Origin of the sequence: Lentzea sp. NBRC 102530 (genome assembly GCF_030269365.1) — a bacterium.
Lineage (GTDB): Bacteria > Actinomycetota > Actinomycetes > Mycobacteriales > Pseudonocardiaceae > Lentzea.
Genome location: NZ_BSTF01000003.1, coordinates 286,905 through 303,270 on the forward strand (window position 1 = coordinate 286,905; position 16,366 = coordinate 303,270).

The following is a 16,366-nucleotide window of genomic DNA, read 5'->3' on the forward strand; positions in this document are numbered from 1 at the left end:
CCGTATGGAGACTTGAGTCACTCAGGTAAGGCCCCGTTCGTGCCGTTGCGCCCAGCAGTCGGGTGATGCGACGAACGGTCAGTATGCGTAGACGAAGGGCACTCTGCGTGACCGGAATCACCGTTCACCGATTCGAGTGACCAATTTTCACCCATTTGAAACGGTGGTGACTCACAGTGTTCGTCCAGCTCCCCTGCGCTTGTCCTCGGCCATCCTGGCCTTCTCCTCGGCGGTCCCGAAGCGGGCGACGTCGCGGTCCCGGATGAAGCCCAGTGGGTCCGGGGCGTGCAGCCGCAGCAGGATCTGGCTGACGTCCGGCGGCACCCGTCTGCGGGTCGCCTTGCTGACCACGATCATGGTCGCGAACGCGATCGGAACGGTGATCAGCGCAGGTTGCGTGATGAACGCGGGCGCCCAGCGGCCGGTGTACGAGCTGACGACGCTGACGGCCTGGGCCGCGATGACCATGCCACCGCCGAGCACGAGCCCGCACACCGCGCCCACCCAGGTGAGTCCCCTCCACCAGATGCCCAGCACGAGGAGCGGGCAGAAGGTCGAGGCCGCCAACGCGAACGACATGGCCACGGTCAGTGACGCGTCCGAGCGCGGCAACAGCAGAGCGAGCCCGATAGCTACGAGTCCGGTGAACACGGTTGCCCACCGGAAGTCACGAACCTTGCCCGGCATGATGTCCGTCGACACGACGCCGGCGACCGACACCACGAGTCCCGAACTGGTCGAGAGGAACGCCGCGAACGCACCCGCCGCGACGATCGCGCCGACGATCTGACCGCCGAGGTTCGGCAGCATCGTCTCCGGCAGCATCAGCACCGCCGCGTCGGTCCGCCCGGTCACCAGCAGCTGCGGCAGGTAGAGCCGCGCCAGCACGCCCAGCACCGTCGGGAAGATGTAGAAGAGGCCCAGCAGGTAGAGCACGTGCAACGCCGTGCGCCGGGCCGCCTTGCCGTCCGGGTTGGTGTAGAAGCGGACCAGCACGTGCGGCAGGCCCATCGTGCCGAGGAACGTCGCGAAGATCAGCGAGTACGTCCTGATCAGCTCGGAGATGCCGCCGGTCTGCGGGCGCGTCCAGTCGTAGTTCGACGTCGGCGAGCCCTCGACCACCGGCACCGGGCTGCCCGCGGTGAACTCCATGGTCGTGCCGGGGCTCAGCTCGTAGACGCCGCGACCCCAGAACACCGGCCCGTCCGCGTCCCTGCCGTCGATCTGGCCGCGCACCCGCAACGTCAGCGGCTGGTCGACGCGGACCTTCACGACCTGTTCGGCGATGGTGACCGACTCGGACTTCGGGAACCGCACCACGCCGTCGTCGCTGATCGGCTGCGTGCCGCGGTCCGGCGCGGCCAGGAACACCACGAACAGCACGAACGTCGGCGCGGCGATCGCGAAGAGCTTGCCCCAGTACTGGAACGCCTGCACGAGCGTGATCGCGCGCATGCCGCCGCCGAGCACGTTGATCACCACGATGGCCGTCACGATCAGGCCGCCGAACCACGCGGGCAGGCCGGTGATCGTGGTCAGCGTGAGACCCGCGGACTGGAGCTGCGGCACCAGGTACAGCACGCCGATGCAGACCACGAAGAACGTGCTGAAGTGCCGGACGTTCGCCGATCCCAGCCGGGCCTCGGCGAAGTCGGGCAGCGTGTAGGCGCCGGACCGCCTGAGCGGTGCCGCCACGAACAGCAGCAGCGCGAGGTAGCCCGCCGTGAAGCCGATCGGGTACCAGAGGGCGTCGACGCCGTCCTTCAGCACGAGCCCGGCGACGCCGAGGAACGACGCCGCGGACAGGTACTCGCCGGAGATCGCGGCGGCGTTGCGGGTGGCCGGGATCGCGCGGCGCGCCACCAGGAAGTCCGGGGTGGTGTTCGCCTTGCGCGACCCGACGTAGCCGAGCAGGAACGTCACGGCCGCAACGGCGACGATGGCGCTGAGGCTCCAGTAGGTGGCGTTCACGTCAGCGGTCGACCATGTTCACGAAGTCCCGCTCGTGCCGTTCGGCCTGCCTGCGGAACACCCACCCGACGCCGTAGAGGATCGGGAAGGGCGCGAGACCGAGCACGAGCCACGGGAGGGGGATGCCGAGGATCTCGAGGTCACCGATGGACGGGACCAGGTAGAACGTGATCGGCAACAGGCACATGCCGATCAGGACCGCGAACGCGAGCCCGAACGCCGACTTGAGCTGCTGGCGGATGAGGTCGCGCACCAGCTTCTCACCGACGCTGGTCTGCTCCTCCAGCTCGATGATCGTGCGTAACGCCTTGCCGCTCTTCTTCGTGGAGTCCGCGAGCACGACCCGGCGCCGTCGTGGCCTGCTGCCCTGTTCACCCAGCCAGGCCTCGCGGGCGGGCTGCTCCGGCTTTCCCGCGTCGTGCCTGCTCACCAGCCGCTCTTCGGCGGTCGCACGATCCGTTCCTTGAGCTCCTTGGTGTGCCTGCGGCTGACCGGGAGCTCCTTGGCCCCGTCCCCGGTGCCGATCACGACCGCGTAGCCGTTCGCCGTCATCCGCAGCTCGCTCACCAGCGGCAACGCCACCAGGTACGACCGGTGGATGCGCACGAACCCGGCGTTCGCCCAGCGCTCTTCGAGCTGCGCCAGCGGGATGCGGACGAGGTGGCTGCCGTCCTGCGTGTGCAGGCGGGCGTAGTCGCCCTGCGCCTCGACGTACCGCACGGACGCGCGCGGGACGAGCTTGATGGTGCCGCCGAGCTCGACGGGGATGACCTCGTCGTCGGTCGGTTCGGCGGGGTTCTGGGCGGACTGCGCCGCCGGCGTGCTGGGGGCAGCCGTGCGCCCCACCCGGTCCGCGACCCGCGAGATGGCCTTGAGGACGCGTTCCTCGTTGATCGGCTTGTTGATGAAGTCGAGCGCGCCGACGTCGAAGGCCGTCACGAGCGCGTCCCGTTCCTCGACACCCGTCACGAACACGAGCGCGGGCGGGTACCGGAACGCGCTGAGCACCCGCGCCAGGTCCATGCCCGACAGCCCCGGCATGTTGATGTCGGCGAAGACGGCGTCGACCGGCGGCAGGCCTGCCTTGGTCCGAGCCATGACCTCCTGCTCGTAGTCACCCCTCAGGATGCGCAGTGCCTCGGCGGCGTCGAACGCCGTGAGGACGCGCCGGATGTGAGGGCTGCTCTCGAGCAGGAACTTGATCTCGCTCAGGCCAGGGGCCTCGTCATCGACTGCGAGGACGAGGAGACCGGCGTTGTCTTGGGTACTCACTGTGTCGGGCATCTTGCCCACCAATGTGCAGCCGTGTCTACGCCGGGGCAGGTCTCGACACGCCCGGTGAAACCGAACTGATGCTCACAGCCCGAATCGGGACCAGCGAGCACGTTCCTCGACGCTGGCGAGCACCTGCGTCACGAGATCGCCCGATCGGGTGGACGCGCCGGTCAGCCCGAGCTTGGCCAGCAACGGCTTGCGCGGCTCCGCGATGGTCAGCTCGGCGTCCGGGAACCGCTTCGCGATGACGGTCCGGATCGTGCCGAGACCGTCGATCAGGCCGAGTTCCTGCGCCTTGCTGCCGGTCCACACCTCGCCGCTGAACAGGTCGGCGTCTTGGGAGAGCTTCGCGCCGCGGCGTTCCGTCACCCACGCCTTGAACTGCTCGTGCAGATCGGCGTGCAGGCCCTTGAGCCACTCGACGTCCTCCGGCTTCTCGGCCTGGAACGGGTCGAGCCGCACCTTGTTCTCGCCCGCGGTGTAGACGCGGCGCTCGACGCCCGCCTTGTCCAGCAGGCCGTTGAGACCGAACCCCGAGCTCACGACACCGATCGAACCGACGAGGCTCGTGCCGTGCGCGTAGATCTCGTCACCGGCGCAGGCCAGCCAGTAGCCACCGGACGCCGCCACGTCCTCGCAGAACGCGAGCACCGGCACGTGCTTCTTGGTGGCGAGCTCGCGGATGCGTTCGGCGATGAGGGCGGACTGCGTCGGCGCGCCGCCGGGAGAGTTGATGAGCAGGGCCACGGCGATCAGCCGCTCGTTGTCGAACGCCCGGTTGATGGCCGACTCGACGTTCTGGAGGCTGATCGTGTTGCGGGCGACCGGCGAGGACTGCGGGGTGATGACCCCGTGCAACCGCACCGCAGCGACGACCGGAGGCCGTTCACCCCGGTCCATGACCCTCGGGAGACGGGCCGCGATCTTGTCCGTGACGCTCATGTACTCGACAGTACGTGCGTTTCGCGGTGACGCGGGAGCCTCGATGGTGGTCGGGTTGCTCCCACGTGACCTGGAACACCTTTTGGGCTGCTAGGTTCGGTCGGTGACGTTCAACCCGATCCGGTGGCTCGAACGGTACGTCGAGTGGTGGGACGACCGGGGACGGCAGAACGCGGCCGGGCCGACGCCGATGCACATCTACTGGATGTGGGTGAGCTGGGGGGTGTGCGCGGTCGTGCTGATCACGACCCTGGCGGTCGCGGCGCGCTGAACTGCGGGTTCACCGTGGTGCCGGGTCAGCACTTGCAGCTGTTGAAGCCCTTCGCGGTGCACTTGATGCAGACGCGGACGCGTTCGGGTGCTTTGGGTTCGTGCACTGGATGTGGCCTTTACTCGCGGCCGGCCTCTGGTTGCTCAACGACCGGCGGATCATTGGTCAACACCACAATCGGCACGATGCACGCCGGGGTTGAGCATGCTTGACCTTGCAACTTTCGTTGCGTCGGCGCGGGTCAGTCCGTCTCGGTCCAGTCCTGACCGACGGGCCGCTCGCCGCGGCTCTCCAGCAGCCCCCACAGGACTTCCCGGACGCGCCTCAGTGGTACCTCGGCGTCAGGCGGGAACTCCTGTGCTGTCCCGAAGTAGCCGAACGAGATGTTCTCGGGCCTGATGTGCTCGCCACGGACGTACCAGGTACCCGCCTCTGCGCTGTAGCGCACGGCCCCGAGCCCGGTCACCGCGTTCGCGCCGATCAACAGCTCGTGGTCGGGGAGGTCTTCGCTGTCTTCCTCCACCGCATACGCGGTGGCGGCGTTGTAGGAGGGTCCGAGGGTCAGCAGTTCGTCGACGAACGCGTCCACGTCCTCGCGGCTCCGCAGGTGTCTGGGCTCCTGATCGTGCCGATAAGCGATGTCGAGCACATAGCCCACGGTCAACGCTCCTTGCCGATGTACGACTTCACTCCGCCCGGCCAGTAGACCGTAAGCCGTTGGCCAGGCCGCAGCACCCTCGGTACCACCCGGTCGCAGGAGAACGGACCGACGTCGCACGGGCGGTTGTTGACCGCCAACATCGTGTCGGCTTCCCCGCTGAGCTCCGTTTGGACGGCGATCTGCACCTCGACGTGGTCCGCGACCGTCAAGGTGCCCTTCCCGGACACGAGGCCGAGCCGGCGAAGCCCTTCGACAGCTTGATCGCGCAGCGGCCCCCGACCACTCACGACCGGCCCTCGCACCCGTCCGTCCTGGTCCAGCCAGAACCCCGTGGTCTTCCCTCCGGGTTCCTCACGCTCGGGGAGGACCGAGAGAAGTCGCTCCTGCGGTTGCGCCCCAGCGGCGTCTTCGGCACGGGGGGTGCGGTCTTGCTTCGCACCCTGCCCTTCCAGTCTGTTCGCGGTCTCGACGACCGAACGCTCGATGCCGGTGAGCCGTTCCTGCAGTTCACCGATGCCGTCGACTGCCTGATCGAACGAACCGATGACCTGGGCGAACTCATCCTGCCCGCTGCCTTCGGCGACACGTTCGACCAACGCCTTCGCGCCTTCAGCCAGTTCGAGCGCATCCGCGAGCGCAGCGAACGGCAGGTCAGCGACCACGTGCCGGAGGGCGGCGACCACCTCGCCGATGCTCGCCAAGGCGTGGTCAGGCGCGGATCGCCGGCTGCTCGTTCGTCATCGGCTCGTCCGTCATCTGCGATCCGATGTTCAGGTTCGGCAGCACGTTGCGGGCGAACTTCGGCACGTTGAGGATCACCTTGGTGCCTGCGTTCGGCGCCGTCTCCACGACCAGGGCGTACTCGACGCCGAACACGGTGCGCATCCGGTCGTTGATGTTGCCGATGCCGACGTGGGCGCCGGTCTGGTGGGCGTCCTTGATGTCGTCGAGGCGTTCGGGGTCCATGCCCACGCCGTCGTCCTCGACGCTGATGAGGGCCTCGTTGCCGTTGTCCTCGGCGGTGATGGTGAGCATGCCGCCGCCGGGCTTCTTGGCCAGGCCGTGCCGGACCGCGTTCTCGACCAGCGGTTGCAGCACCAGGAACGGCAGGACGACCTGCAACACCTCGGGGGCGATCCTCAGCCGCACGTTCAACCGCGAGCCGTACCGCGCCTGTTCGATGGTCAGGTAGCGGTGGATGTTGGTCAGTTCGTCGGCGAGGGTCGTGAACAGGCCGTCGGTGCGGAACGAGTAGCGCGTGAACTCCGCGAACTCCTGCAGCAGCTCACGGGCGTGCGCGGGGTCGGTGCGGATCAGCGAGGAGATCGTGTTCAGGGCGTTGTAGACGAAGTGCGGCGAGATCTGGGCCCGCAGGGCCTTCACCTCGGCCTGGGCCAGGGCCTGGCGCTGCTTCTGGACGACCTCGAGTTCGAGCTGCGTGGAGACGAAGCGGGCCGTTTCCTCGGCCATGCGGATCTGGCGCTTGGAGGCGACGCCGGAGACCACGATCAACGTGCCGGCCACGTCGCCCTCGACCACCAGCGGGACCACGACGACGCTGTGCAGGGAGCACGGGCCCTGCAGCTCGCAGCCGAGCTTGCGGTGGTCGACGTGTTCCTTGTGGCAGTTGTTGATGGCCCGGGCCACCGTGTCGCGGAGGTACTCGTAGTGGTCGTTCGCGCCGCCGTCCCACGAGAGGACGGTGCCTTCTTCGTCGGTGATGGCGACCGCTACGCACCGGAGCATCTCGCGCAGGTGAGGGGTGGCCTTGTTGGCCGCCTCCTCGGTCAAGCCCGCGCGGAGGTCGCTCGACGCCCTGGACATGCGGTCGAGCATGTCCATCACAGCATCCTCGACGGAGGTGCTGACTCGTCGAGCGCGGCACAGCATCACGAAGAGGCCCAGAACGGCCAGGGTCGCGATGACACCGAGCACGGCGCGCTCGGTCAACAGGTCGCCCACGGTGCACATGCTGTGCTGTGGGGCGCCCCTATAGCAAGAGGCGCGCCCGGCGTACCCCCGGACGGTCCACCGATCCGGGTAGACATCGGATGAATTCAAGGAGAGGGTGTGCGGGTGAAAGTGGCACTGTTCGCGACCTGCCTGACCGACACGTTCTTCCCGGAGACGGCCCGGGCCGTGGTGCGTTTGCTGGAGAGGCTCGACTGCCAGGTCGAGTTCCCCCTCGACCAGACGTGCTGCGGCCAGATGCACTTCAACACCGGCTACCGGGAACATTCGAAGCCTCTGGCGCGCAAGTACACCGACGTCTTCGGGAGCTACGACTACGTCGTTGCGCCATCCGGGTCATGTGCGGGCATGGTTCGGGAAATCCATCCCACCCTCGGTGAGTCTCCGCCGCGCACTTTCGAGCTCGCGGAGTTCCTCGTCGACGTGCTCGGCGTGACCGACGTCGGCGCCTGGTTCCCCCACCGGGTCACCTACCACCCCACGTGTCACTCGTTGCGCATGCTGGGGGTCGGCGACAAGCCGTTGGCGCTGCTCAGAGCGGTGAAAGCACTCGATCTGGTGGAGCTGCCCGACGCGACGCACTGCTGCGGGTTCGGCGGCACGTTCGCGGTGAAGAACGCCGAGACGTCCACGGCGATGCTCGCGGACAAGATGCGGTGCGTGCTCGACACCGGCGCCGAGGTGCTGTCCGCGGGCGACAACTCGTGCCTCATGCACATCGGCGGCGGGCTCTCGCGGTTGCGCGCGGGCGTCCGGCCGGTGCACCTGGCGGAGATCCTGGCTTCGACGGAGGAGGAACCGTGGCTCGCAACCCGGTGACGTGGCTGGGCAGCCCGACGTTCCCGAAGGCCGCCAGGGAGGCGCTGCAGGACACCCAGCTGCGGCAGAACCTGCGCAGGGCCACCGGCACGATCCGGGGGCGCCGGGAGGCCGCGGTCGCCGAGATGACCGACTGGGAGATGCTCAGGGTCGCCGGCGAGCAGATCAAGAACGACGTCCTGGCGCGCCTCGAACCACTCCTGCTCCAGCTGGAGGAGCAGGTGACGGCCAGGGGCGGAACGGTCCACTGGGCGCGCGACGCCGAGGAGGCCAACCGGATCGTCCTCGACCTGTGCCGGCAGGAGAACGCGAACGAGGTCGTCAAGGTCAAGTCCATGGCCACGGCCGAGATCGGGCTGAACGAGGCGCTCGAAGCCGGCGGTGTGCACGCGATCGAGACCGACCTCGCCGAGCTGATCGTGCAGCTCGGTGACGACCGGCCGTCACACATCCTGGTGCCCGCGATCCACCGCAACCGCTCGGAGATCCGCGAGATCTTCCAGCGCCGCATGGGCGTCGAGGTGTCCGACGAACCGGCCGACCTCGCCGAGGCCGCCCGCGTCTACCTGCGCGAGAAGTTCCTCACCACCAAGGTCGCGATCTCCGGCGCGAACTTCGCCGTCGCCGACACCGGGTCGATCGTGGTGCTGGAGTCCGAGGGCAACGGCCGGATGTGCCTCACGCTGCCGGACACCCTGATCACCGTGATGGGCATCGAGAAACTCGTGCCGACGTGGCAGGACCTGGAGGTCTTCCTCCAGCTGCTGCCCCGCTCGTCCACGGCCGAACGCATGAACCCGTACACGAGCGTGTGGACGGGCGTCACCGAGGGCGACGGCCCGCAGCGGTTCCACCTCGTGCTGATCGACAACGGTCGCACCGCGACGCTCGAGGATTCCGTTGGGCGCCAAGCACTTCGCTGCATCCGGTGCAGTGCGTGCCTCAACGTCTGCCCCGTCTACGAACGCACCGGCGGCAAGTCGTACGGCTCGGTCTACCCCGGCCCGATCGGCGCGATCCTGACGCCGCAACTGGTCGGCGACATGCACGACCCGCAGGCGGCCTCGCTGCCCTACGCGTCGTCGTTGTGCGGCGCGTGCTTCGAGGTCTGCCCGGTGCGGATCGACATCCCGTCCGTCCTCACGCACCTGCGCGCCGAGGCAGTGGAGGCCAAGGGACGTACGGCGGAGTCGGTCGCGATGGCCGCCGCCGCGTGGCTGTTCGCCTCGGCCTCGCGCTACGAGAAGGCGCAGAAAGCCGGTTCCCTGGCCCGTTTCCTGGCCCGCGACGGCAGGATCACGTCGCTGCCGTGGCCCGGTTCGAAGTGGACGTCCTCGCGGGACGTGCCCGCACCGCCGGCCGAGTCGTTCCGCACGTGGTGGAGGAAGAACCGTGGCTAGCGCCAAAGAAGAGATCCTCAACCACATCCGCAACGCGAAGGTCCCGCCGGCGCCACCGACCGTCCGCGGCTACAACGCTGAGGGCCCGGGAGGTGTCGAACTGTTCGCCGAACGGGTCGCGGACTACCGCGCGATCGTCCACACCGTCACCGACGTGCCGGCCGCACTCGAACGCCTCAAGGGCAAGCGGATCGTTGCGCCCCAGGACGTTCCGGCCGAGTGGCTGATCGACGGCGTCACGTGGCTGCACGACCCGCTGACCATCGAGGAGCTGGACCAGGCCGACGGCGTGCTCACCGGGTGCGCGGTCGCGATCGCCGACACCGGCACGATCGTGCTGGACGGCGGCGAGGCCCAGGGACGCAGGGCGCTCACCCTGCTGCCCGACTACCACCTGTGCGTGGTGCGCACCGACCAGATCGCCGGTTCGGTGCCGGAAGCGTTGCGGCGCCTGGAACCGACGCGCCCGCTGACCTTCATCAGCGGGCCCTCGGCGACGAGCGACATCGAGCTCAACCGGGTCGAGGGCGTGCACGGCCCGCGCACGCTGGAGGTGTTGATCGTCTAACCGCAGTGAACGCCGACGGCGTCCTTCACGCCCACCTCGTCGTAGTAGTAGGTGGTCGCGCGGATCGTCACGCACTTGCCCTTGGCGTACACCTTGACCGGGCCGGCGTAGTACTGGAACTTGCCGGAGTCGAAGTCGTTGTTGTAGCCGGGACGGTTGTTGTCGTCCTCACGGAAGTCCTGGTTGTACATGGAGATGCTGGCCTCGTGCTTGAACTGCGAGTAGTAGGCCGTCTTCACGTTCGACGCGCAGTTGTAGCCCGTGCTGGAGTTGTAGTAGAGCCGGATCGTGCTCAGGTGGTTGCCCACGCGGGACTTCACCGCGTAGGTGTCGATCAACGTGCCGGTGCACCCGTACTCGGCGGCGTTCGCGGTGGTCGGTGCGATGACGAGGGCCGCGGCGGCGGCCAGCACGAGCGCGGCGGCTTTCCTCAGACGTGTCATGCCACTGAGGAAAGCCGGGTGCGGTTAAGCGGCGGTTATTTGAGCAACCGGGACAGCCGGCGGTCGGCGAGCGGTTTGCCGCCGGTCTGGCACGTCGGGCAGTACTGGAACGCCTTGTCCGCGAACGACACCTCGCGCACGGTGTCACCGCAGACGGGACAGGGCAGCCCGGTGCGCGCGTGCACCCGCAACCCCGAGCGCTTCTCGCCCTTCAACCGAGCCGCGTCCTGACCGACGGACCGTGCGACGGCATCGGTCAGTGTCGTCAGCATCGCCTCGTGCAGGTGGTCGAGCTGCTCGTCGTTCAACTTGCCCGTCGTCGCGTACGGCGAGAGCTTCGCCATGTGCATGATCTCGTCGGAGTACGCGTTGCCGATGCCCGCGATCAGGGTCTGGTCGGTCAGCGAAGTCTTGAGCCGCTCGGTGCGCCCGGCGAACAGGTCCTCGAGCTGCGTGCGGGTGATCCCCAACGCGTCGGGGCCCAGCCGGGCGACGCTCGGGATCGTCTGCGGGTCGCGCACGATCCACGCCGCGAGCCCCTTCTTGGTGCCCGCCTCCGTGAGGTCGAACCCCGGCCCCTGACCGGGCGGACCCAGGTGCACGCGCAACGCGAGCGGCCCGCGGCCCTGCTTGGGCGGCGGTGCGGACATGGTGTCGGCCCAGCGCAGCCAGCCGGCGCGGGCGAGGTGGACGACCAGGTGCAGGCCGTCCGCGACCTCCAGGTCGAGGTGCTTGCCGTGCCGGTGCGCCGCCACGACCTCCTGGCCGTGCAGCGCCGTCCACGGCGGGTCGAACGTCTTCAGCACCTGCAGGGACGCGACGTCGACGCGATGCACCGTGCGGCCCACCGCGTTCTCACGCAGGTGGTGGACCAGCGCTTCTACCTCGGGTAGCTCGGGCACCGGTCCAGTGTCGCATCAGTCGACGGGTTGCAACGGGCCTTCGACGTCCGGCAGCGAGTGCATCTCGATGGTGCGGGCGACCCGGGAGGCCTCCTGGCGCACCGCGAGCGGGCCTCGCACGGACCCGATCCACCGCTCGGGCGGCAGTTCGTCGGCGGTGGCCTTGCTCTCCGCGACCAGCGTGTGCGGGCGGCGCAGCGCCCAGCGGACCGGGAAGAAGGCGAACAGGAAGATCAGCGCGAGGATCAGCCACGCCGGCACCACGACCTGCTCCGGCGTCCAGGCGATCAGCACGACGACCATCACGACGAGGAAGCCCGCCATCATGATGCCGGGCAGGACGCCACCGCTGACGTCGTGCTCGAAGTCGTCGGACTCCACCGGGTTGCGCCACTCGATGCGGCTGTGGACCGTCCACATCCGCCCGTCAGCACCGCGCACCAGCCGCGTCATGTACCCGTCTCCCACGCTCGGTCGGTCTTGGTCAAACCGTACCTGGCGCGGGCCGAGCCTTGTGGGTGAACTCGGCCGGGCTTGATCGTCACCGTCAGTTTTCGAGCGCCGGTCGCGGGTAGAGCGTGATGGTGGTGGTCGTGGTCTGCGGCGTCGAGCAGGGGTCGGTGGTCGTCGTCGGCGTCTCAGTGGGTGACGACGGCGTGTTGAGCGAGTTGATCCCCCGTGACGACGGCGTGGTCTGCACCGTGATGTCGCCGGCCTGGTCCGACGTCTGCACGGGCGTCTCGGCCCGTTCGGTCGGCTCGTCCCGCCCTTCCTGGCTGGGAGGCGGCGGCACGGACGACGACGTGCGGCGCACGGTCTCCTGCTGCTGCCGCGGCGCACCGGGGTTGGCCACGTTCGCCTGCGGCTTGACCTGCTGCTGGACGGGCGGCGGAGGGGCCACCACGAGTTCCTGGCTGTGCTGCGAACTCGCCGACCCCGACGTGTTCATCGCGATCACCGGGTTCTGGTCCGGCTGCAGCACGGCCACGCCGGGGCCACCGTTGAACACCGCGGCCATCGTCCCGACCAGGCCGACGGTCGCCACGCTGGCCGCTGCGAACGCGAGCTTCGCCTTCGTGAGCAGGACCTTGCCGGCGAACGCCAGCCCGAGCGTCGCCGGCACGACCACGAACGCCGCGTTGGCGCGCAGCGTCGCGCAGACCTCGTTGAGCTCGGTGTAGAGCTGCGTGCACGCCGAGCAGGTGTCGAGGTGGGCGGCGATCCGCCGTTCCTCGACGCCCTGGACCCCACCCGCGGTGTAGGTGCCGAGCTTGGAACGGATCGCCGCGCACGACGAACGCCCGTCGTCGGCGGCGAGGTGAGCCTGCAGGTAGGCCGCACGCAATCCCTCACGCGCGCGGCGCGCCAGCGCCGACATGGCGTTCGGCGAAAGCCCGAAGTGCGGTGCCACGGAGGCGGGGCGTTCGCCCTCGACCTCGACGCGCCACAGCACGACCCGCCAGCGTTCCGGCAGGCTGGAGAAGGCCCTGGTGATGAGGTTGTGCTCGGCCCGCTTGTTCGCGTTGTCGCTCACCGGCTCGACGCGGCGGCCCAGCTCCTCGTCCTCCACCGGCACGTCCCGGCGCCGCCCGCTCCACTCCCACGCCACCCGGCGCGCGACGGTCAGCAGGTAGGTGCGGACGTGGTCGGTGGGCCCGCTGCCGCGGCGGATCGCCTGCAACATGCGGAAGAACGCCTCGGCGGTGAGGTCGTCGGCCTCGGCCGCCTCCCGGACGTGCCTGAGGGAAAAACGGCGGATCGCGTCCGCATGCCGGGAGAACAGTTCGCCGTAGGCCGAGTCGTCTCCCTCGCGCACCCTGGCGAGCAGGTCCCGGTCGACCTCGTTCTCGTCGACCATCACAGGCTTCAACATGCCACAAGGGGCCAGACCTGCTCCTTGTCGAGAACAGGTCGATACACAAGACCATCCGTTAGTAGTGGGCTGATCAGCGCAACGCGATCGGTGACAGGACGGTCACAGGTGGGCGTCGGAGGATCGGCCGGACAAGATCGAGCGACTATCGTCACGCCCGTGGTGGACTGGCGGGAACGCGCTTCGGCCCTCGTGCCGGAACTTCGTGCTGTCGCCGAGACCGAGGAGTGGTCCTGCCACGTCTTCTTCTCGGAGCTGTCGCAGCTGGCCCAGGAGGCGCACCGCGAGCACGACGACGACGTGCTGCGCCGGGCGTACGGCTTCGCGCACTGGTGCTTCCACCAGCCGGAGCAGTTCCTGGAGAACGCGGCGCTGGTGAGTTTCTACGAGCACGTGTTCGACGACTGGGACCTCCGCGAGGAGGTCGCGGCCTGGCTGCCGGTCGACGTGCTGCCGAAGGTGCGGGCGCTGTGGGAGTGGCGCTGGCCGAAGGAGCAGTTGTCCGAGGTAGATCAACTGCTGGCCGGATTGGCACCCCCCTCGCAAGACGCCGTCTGAGGCCCTGTATAGTTCTCTCCCGTAAGGCAGTGCGGATGTAGCGCAGTTGGTAGCGCATCACCTTGCCAAGGTGAGGGTCGCGAGTTCGAGTCTCGTCATCCGCTCCACTCGTGGTGGCCCATGCTCATGGAGAGCATGGGCCATCCTCGTTTCGCCATCGTGTTGGGGGGACGACCCCCCCCAAACCCCCCGCGTTTCGCCTTGTTCTCAGCTGACTGCCGGGCCGACGGTGAGCGTGCCCGCGTCGGCGTCCAGCACCGCGATCGGTCCGAGCGCCAGGGACAGCGGCGCGTCGCCGTGGCCGGCGTCGAGGCCGCCGAGCACCGGCACGTCCAGGAGCTCCAGCCGGTCGCGCAGCACGTCGAGAACGGTCCAGTCGCGATCGGTGTAGTCCTCGAACCCCGGGAACCGGCCGAGCGCGACACCCCGCAGCCCCCGCAGCGAGCCCGATCTGATGAGTTGCGTCAGCTGCCGGTCGACGTGGCCCAGCCCGACCGCGCGCGGCGCCTCCAGGAACAGGATCGCGCCGTCCAGGTCGAGCAGCCCGGTGCCCACGGACCACGCGATGGTGCCGAGGTGGCCGCCGACGACGTTGCCCGTGGTCACGCCGTCCACGCGCACGGCCGCCGTGAGCGCGGCGGGATCGCGGTGCAGCACGGCGGGTCCGGTCTCCATCAGCAACGACCTGGTCGAGGCCGCCGAACGGGAGGAGGCCAGGGAACCGTGCACGCCGGCGACCCGGCAGTGCCGCCACAGCGCCAGGTGCAGGTCGGTGATGTCGCTGAACCCCACCAACGGCTTGGGGTCGGCCCGCACGACGGCGAAGTCGACGGTGTGCGCGATGCGGTAGGCACCCGCTCCGCCGCGGGTCGCGAAGACCGCCCGCACTCCGGGATCGCGATAGGCGGCGTCGAGATCGGCCAGCCGGTCCTCGTCGCGGCCCGCCAGGTAGCCGTGGCGGTCCAGCGCGTGGGCACCGACCTCGACGACGAGTCCCCAGCCCTCCAGCACCCGCACGGACTCCGTGAGCTCCTCCTCGCCCGGGAAGCTCGCCGGTGACACGAGACGGACGCGATCTCCGGCGACGACACGTGGTGGCAGCACGACGTTCACCCGGCGGACTCTCGCAGATCCCGTCCAGTGGTTCTCGAGGTGATCTCCTGGCCCGCCCGTGAAAGGGTGGTGCCGGAAAGCTCGTTCACCCCGATCGAGCCCGTTCGACAAAGGACCTGGAGACCATGGCCATCAAGCAGACGGCAAACGCGCACTGGGAAGGCTCCCTCGTCGAGGGCAAGGGAAACGTCAGCCTCGCCACCTCCAACAGCGGCAGCTTCGACATCGACTGGAAGGCGCGCGCTGAGGAGGCGGGCGGCAAGACCAGCCCCGAGGAGCTCATCGCCGCGGCGCACTCGTCCTGCTACTCGATGGCGCTGTCGCACGGCCTGACCGGTGCGGGCACGCCTCCCACCTCGATCGACACCAAGGCCGAGGTCAGCTTCCAGGCCGGCGTCGGCATCACCGGCATCCACCTCACCGTGCGCGCCAACGTGCCGGGCCTCTCGCAGGAGGACTTCGTCGCGGCCGCCGAGGGCGCCAAGGCGAACTGCCCGGTCTCCAAGGCGCTCGCGGCCGTCGAGAACATCACCCTCGACGCCGCCCTGGTCTGAACCGCAGTGCCGCGGGCCCGTGACTGATCAGGTGCCTGCGGTAGCGGACGTCGCCCGGCTGCTCGGCCACCTCGGCCGAGCGGTCGAGCAGCTCCGCGGCGACGACGCGGCCCTGCAGCCGGGCCAGCCCGGCTCCGGGGCAGTAGTGCGGCCCGTGCCCGAAGCCCAGGTGAGCGGGCACGGACGGCCTGCCGGGGTCGAAGTCCTCGGTGAACACCTTCGGGTCGCGGTTGCCGGCCGCGTAGTCGAGGAACAGGTGCTCGCCCTGGCTGATCTGCACCCCGCCCACGGTCACCGGGCAGGTGGCGGTGCGGAAGAAGCCGGCGAACGGCGCGTCGAGGCGCACGACCTCCTCGACCACTCCGCCCAGTCGGCGTTCTGAGGGATCCAGCCGCAGGAACGTGCCGGCGAGCATGTTCGTGGTCGAGTCGGTGCCGGCCACGACGATCGCGAGGCACAGCGAGAGGCGTTCCTGTTCGGAGAGCCGGCCGCCGCGGAACGCGTCGGAGCGGCCGAAGTAGGCGCAGAACTCGTTCATACCGGCGAAGTACGACCCCAGCACGCGTTCGCTGACCTCCTCGCCGCTGGTCAGTTCGAGCACCGGGGTGACGAACTCGCGGAACAGCGGGAAGTCCGCTTTCGGCACGCCGAGCACGTCACCGACCACTCCCAGCGCGAACGGCGCGGCGAACTCGCTGACGAAGTCGGCTTCTTCCGGCAGTTCGTCCAAAAGAGTCCTCGCGCGTTCCCCTAATGAGTCAGCCATTCGGCGCACGGCCGTTGGAGTGAATTTCTGATTCGCCACCGCACGAATTCGGGCGTGCCTGGTCCCGTCCGCCGCGTTGAGCGAGGACATCAATTCGAGCAATCGCCGCTGCTCCGGTGCCAGCATCGCCGCCACGGCCGCGACCTGCGGACCTGTCATGTTCCGGGAGGAGAACGTCGCCGGATCAGCCAGCACGGCACGCAGCTCGGCGTATGCGGTCACCCGCTGGGCGTTGATTCTCGGGTCGAATTCCATTGCGATATCTTTGCGCGGTTCCGG

Annotated in this window: 19 protein-coding genes and 1 tRNA gene; 7 read left to right on the forward strand and 13 right to left on the reverse strand. The window is 68.9% G+C overall.

Annotation, left to right across the window (positions count from 1 at the left end; genetic code table 11):
* Nucleotides 1-171: 171 nt before the first annotated feature.
* From QSK25_RS08975 to QSK25_RS08990, 4 genes are all read right to left on the reverse strand, one after another.
* Nucleotides 172-1,971 (reverse strand): sodium/solute symporter, encoded by a 1,800-nt coding sequence (locus tag QSK25_RS08975; protein ID WP_285636231.1) that lies wholly within the window; start codon nt 1,969-1,971, stop codon nt 172-174.
* 1 nt (nt 1,972) lies between these two features.
* Nucleotides 1,973-2,401 (reverse strand): hypothetical protein, encoded by a 429-nt coding sequence (locus tag QSK25_RS08980; RefSeq protein ID WP_285636234.1) that lies wholly within the window; start codon nt 2,399-2,401, stop codon nt 1,973-1,975.
* Nucleotides 2,398-3,255: a LytR/AlgR family response regulator transcription factor gene (locus QSK25_RS08985; RefSeq protein ID WP_285636237.1), complete on the reverse strand. Its 858-nt coding sequence runs from the start codon at nt 3,253-3,255 to the stop codon at nt 2,398-2,400. The genes QSK25_RS08980 and QSK25_RS08985 overlap by 4 nt, the downstream gene beginning before the upstream one ends.
* 72 nt (nt 3,256-3,327) lie before the next feature.
* On the reverse strand, nt 3,328-4,188 hold the full coding sequence (locus QSK25_RS08990; protein WP_285636240.1) for a S49 family peptidase: 861 nt from the start codon (nt 4,186-4,188) through the stop codon (nt 3,328-3,330).
* Nucleotides 4,189-4,291: 103 nt separating this feature from the next.
* Between QSK25_RS08990 and QSK25_RS08995 the strand changes: the two genes are divergently transcribed.
* Nucleotides 4,292-4,459, forward strand: a complete 168-nt coding sequence (locus QSK25_RS08995; RefSeq protein ID WP_177220854.1) for a hypothetical protein — start codon at nt 4,292-4,294, stop codon at nt 4,457-4,459.
* 241 nt (nt 4,460-4,700) lie between these two features.
* Here the strand turns inward: QSK25_RS08995 and QSK25_RS09000 are convergent, their stop codons facing one another.
* From QSK25_RS09000 to QSK25_RS09010, 3 genes are read right to left on the reverse strand one after another with little or no spacing between them, the layout of a single operon-like run.
* Nucleotides 4,701-5,117: an Imm1 family immunity protein gene (locus QSK25_RS09000; protein WP_285636250.1), complete on the reverse strand. Its 417-nt coding sequence runs from the start codon at nt 5,115-5,117 to the stop codon at nt 4,701-4,703.
* 2 nt (nt 5,118-5,119) lie between these two features.
* Complete coding sequence (locus tag QSK25_RS09005; RefSeq protein ID WP_285636253.1) at nt 5,120-5,803, reverse strand: DddA-like double-stranded DNA deaminase toxin; 684 nt, start codon at nt 5,801-5,803, stop codon at nt 5,120-5,122.
* 25 nt (nt 5,804-5,828) lie between these two features.
* On the reverse strand, nt 5,829-7,091 hold the full coding sequence (locus QSK25_RS09010; RefSeq protein WP_285636256.1) for a sensor histidine kinase: 1,263 nt from the start codon (nt 7,089-7,091) through the stop codon (nt 5,829-5,831).
* A 111-nt stretch (nt 7,092-7,202) separates the two neighbouring features.
* Here QSK25_RS09010 and QSK25_RS09015 point away from each other — a divergent pair, with 111 nt between their 5' ends.
* Genes QSK25_RS09015 through QSK25_RS09025 form a run of 3 tightly spaced genes read left to right on the forward strand, consistent with a single transcriptional unit; the run spans nt 7,203 to nt 9,878 of the window.
* Nucleotides 7,203-7,910, forward strand: a complete 708-nt coding sequence (locus QSK25_RS09015) for a (Fe-S)-binding protein (RefSeq protein WP_285637572.1) — start codon at nt 7,203-7,205, stop codon at nt 7,908-7,910.
* Nucleotides 7,892-9,310: a LutB/LldF family L-lactate oxidation iron-sulfur protein gene (locus QSK25_RS09020; protein ID WP_285636259.1), complete on the forward strand. Its 1,419-nt coding sequence runs from the start codon at nt 7,892-7,894 to the stop codon at nt 9,308-9,310. Before QSK25_RS09015 ends, QSK25_RS09020 begins: the two co-directional genes overlap by 19 nt.
* Nucleotides 9,303-9,878, forward strand: a complete 576-nt coding sequence (locus QSK25_RS09025; RefSeq protein WP_285636263.1) for a LutC/YkgG family protein — start codon at nt 9,303-9,305, stop codon at nt 9,876-9,878. Before QSK25_RS09020 ends, QSK25_RS09025 begins: the two co-directional genes overlap by 8 nt.
* On the opposite strand, the gene QSK25_RS09030 is transcribed toward QSK25_RS09025, so the two are convergent.
* The 4 genes from QSK25_RS09030 to QSK25_RS09045 all read right to left on the reverse strand — a co-directional run bounded on the left by QSK25_RS09030 (nt 9,875) and on the right by QSK25_RS09045 (nt 13,096).
* Nucleotides 9,875-10,321 (reverse strand): hypothetical protein, encoded by a 447-nt coding sequence (locus QSK25_RS09030; protein WP_285636266.1) that lies wholly within the window; start codon nt 10,319-10,321, stop codon nt 9,875-9,877. The two genes, QSK25_RS09025 and QSK25_RS09030, sit on opposite strands and share 4 nt — an antisense overlap.
* A 35-nt stretch (nt 10,322-10,356) precedes the next feature.
* Complete coding sequence (locus QSK25_RS09035; protein WP_285636269.1) at nt 10,357-11,223, reverse strand: Fpg/Nei family DNA glycosylase; 867 nt, start codon at nt 11,221-11,223, stop codon at nt 10,357-10,359.
* Between the two features lie 15 nt (nt 11,224-11,238).
* Complete coding sequence (locus QSK25_RS09040) at nt 11,239-11,676, reverse strand: DUF983 domain-containing protein (protein ID WP_285636271.1); 438 nt, start codon at nt 11,674-11,676, stop codon at nt 11,239-11,241.
* Nucleotides 11,677-11,770: 94 nt separating this feature from the next.
* Complete coding sequence (locus QSK25_RS09045) at nt 11,771-13,096, reverse strand: sigma-70 family RNA polymerase sigma factor (protein ID WP_285636274.1); 1,326 nt, start codon at nt 13,094-13,096, stop codon at nt 11,771-11,773.
* A 159-nt stretch (nt 13,097-13,255) separates the two neighbouring features.
* Here QSK25_RS09045 and QSK25_RS09050 point away from each other — a divergent pair, with 159 nt between their 5' ends.
* Together QSK25_RS09050 and QSK25_RS09055 are read left to right on the forward strand one after the other, a co-directional pair.
* A complete protein-coding gene (locus QSK25_RS09050) occupies nt 13,256-13,654 on the forward strand; it encodes a DUF7674 family protein (RefSeq protein WP_285636278.1) in 399 nt (132 codons plus the stop codon).
* 31 nt (nt 13,655-13,685) lie between these two features.
* Nucleotides 13,686-13,761 (forward strand) — tRNA-Gly (locus QSK25_RS09055).
* A gap of 100 nt (nt 13,762-13,861) precedes the next feature.
* Here QSK25_RS09055 and QSK25_RS09060 read toward each other — a convergent pair.
* A complete protein-coding gene (locus tag QSK25_RS09060) occupies nt 13,862-14,767 on the reverse strand; it encodes a S66 peptidase family protein (RefSeq protein WP_285636281.1) in 906 nt (301 codons plus the stop codon).
* Nucleotides 14,768-14,892: 125 nt separating this feature from the next.
* On the opposite strand from QSK25_RS09060, the gene QSK25_RS09065 reads away from it, so the two are divergent.
* Complete coding sequence (locus tag QSK25_RS09065; protein WP_285636284.1) at nt 14,893-15,321, forward strand: OsmC family protein; 429 nt, start codon at nt 14,893-14,895, stop codon at nt 15,319-15,321.
* Here the strand turns inward: QSK25_RS09065 and QSK25_RS09070 are convergent.
* Entirely contained in the window at nt 15,296-16,342 is a 1,047-nt protein-coding gene (locus tag QSK25_RS09070) for a cytochrome P450 (RefSeq protein WP_285636287.1), read from the reverse strand. The two genes, QSK25_RS09065 and QSK25_RS09070, sit on opposite strands and share 26 nt — an antisense overlap.
* Nucleotides 16,343-16,366: the final 24 nt, after the last annotated feature.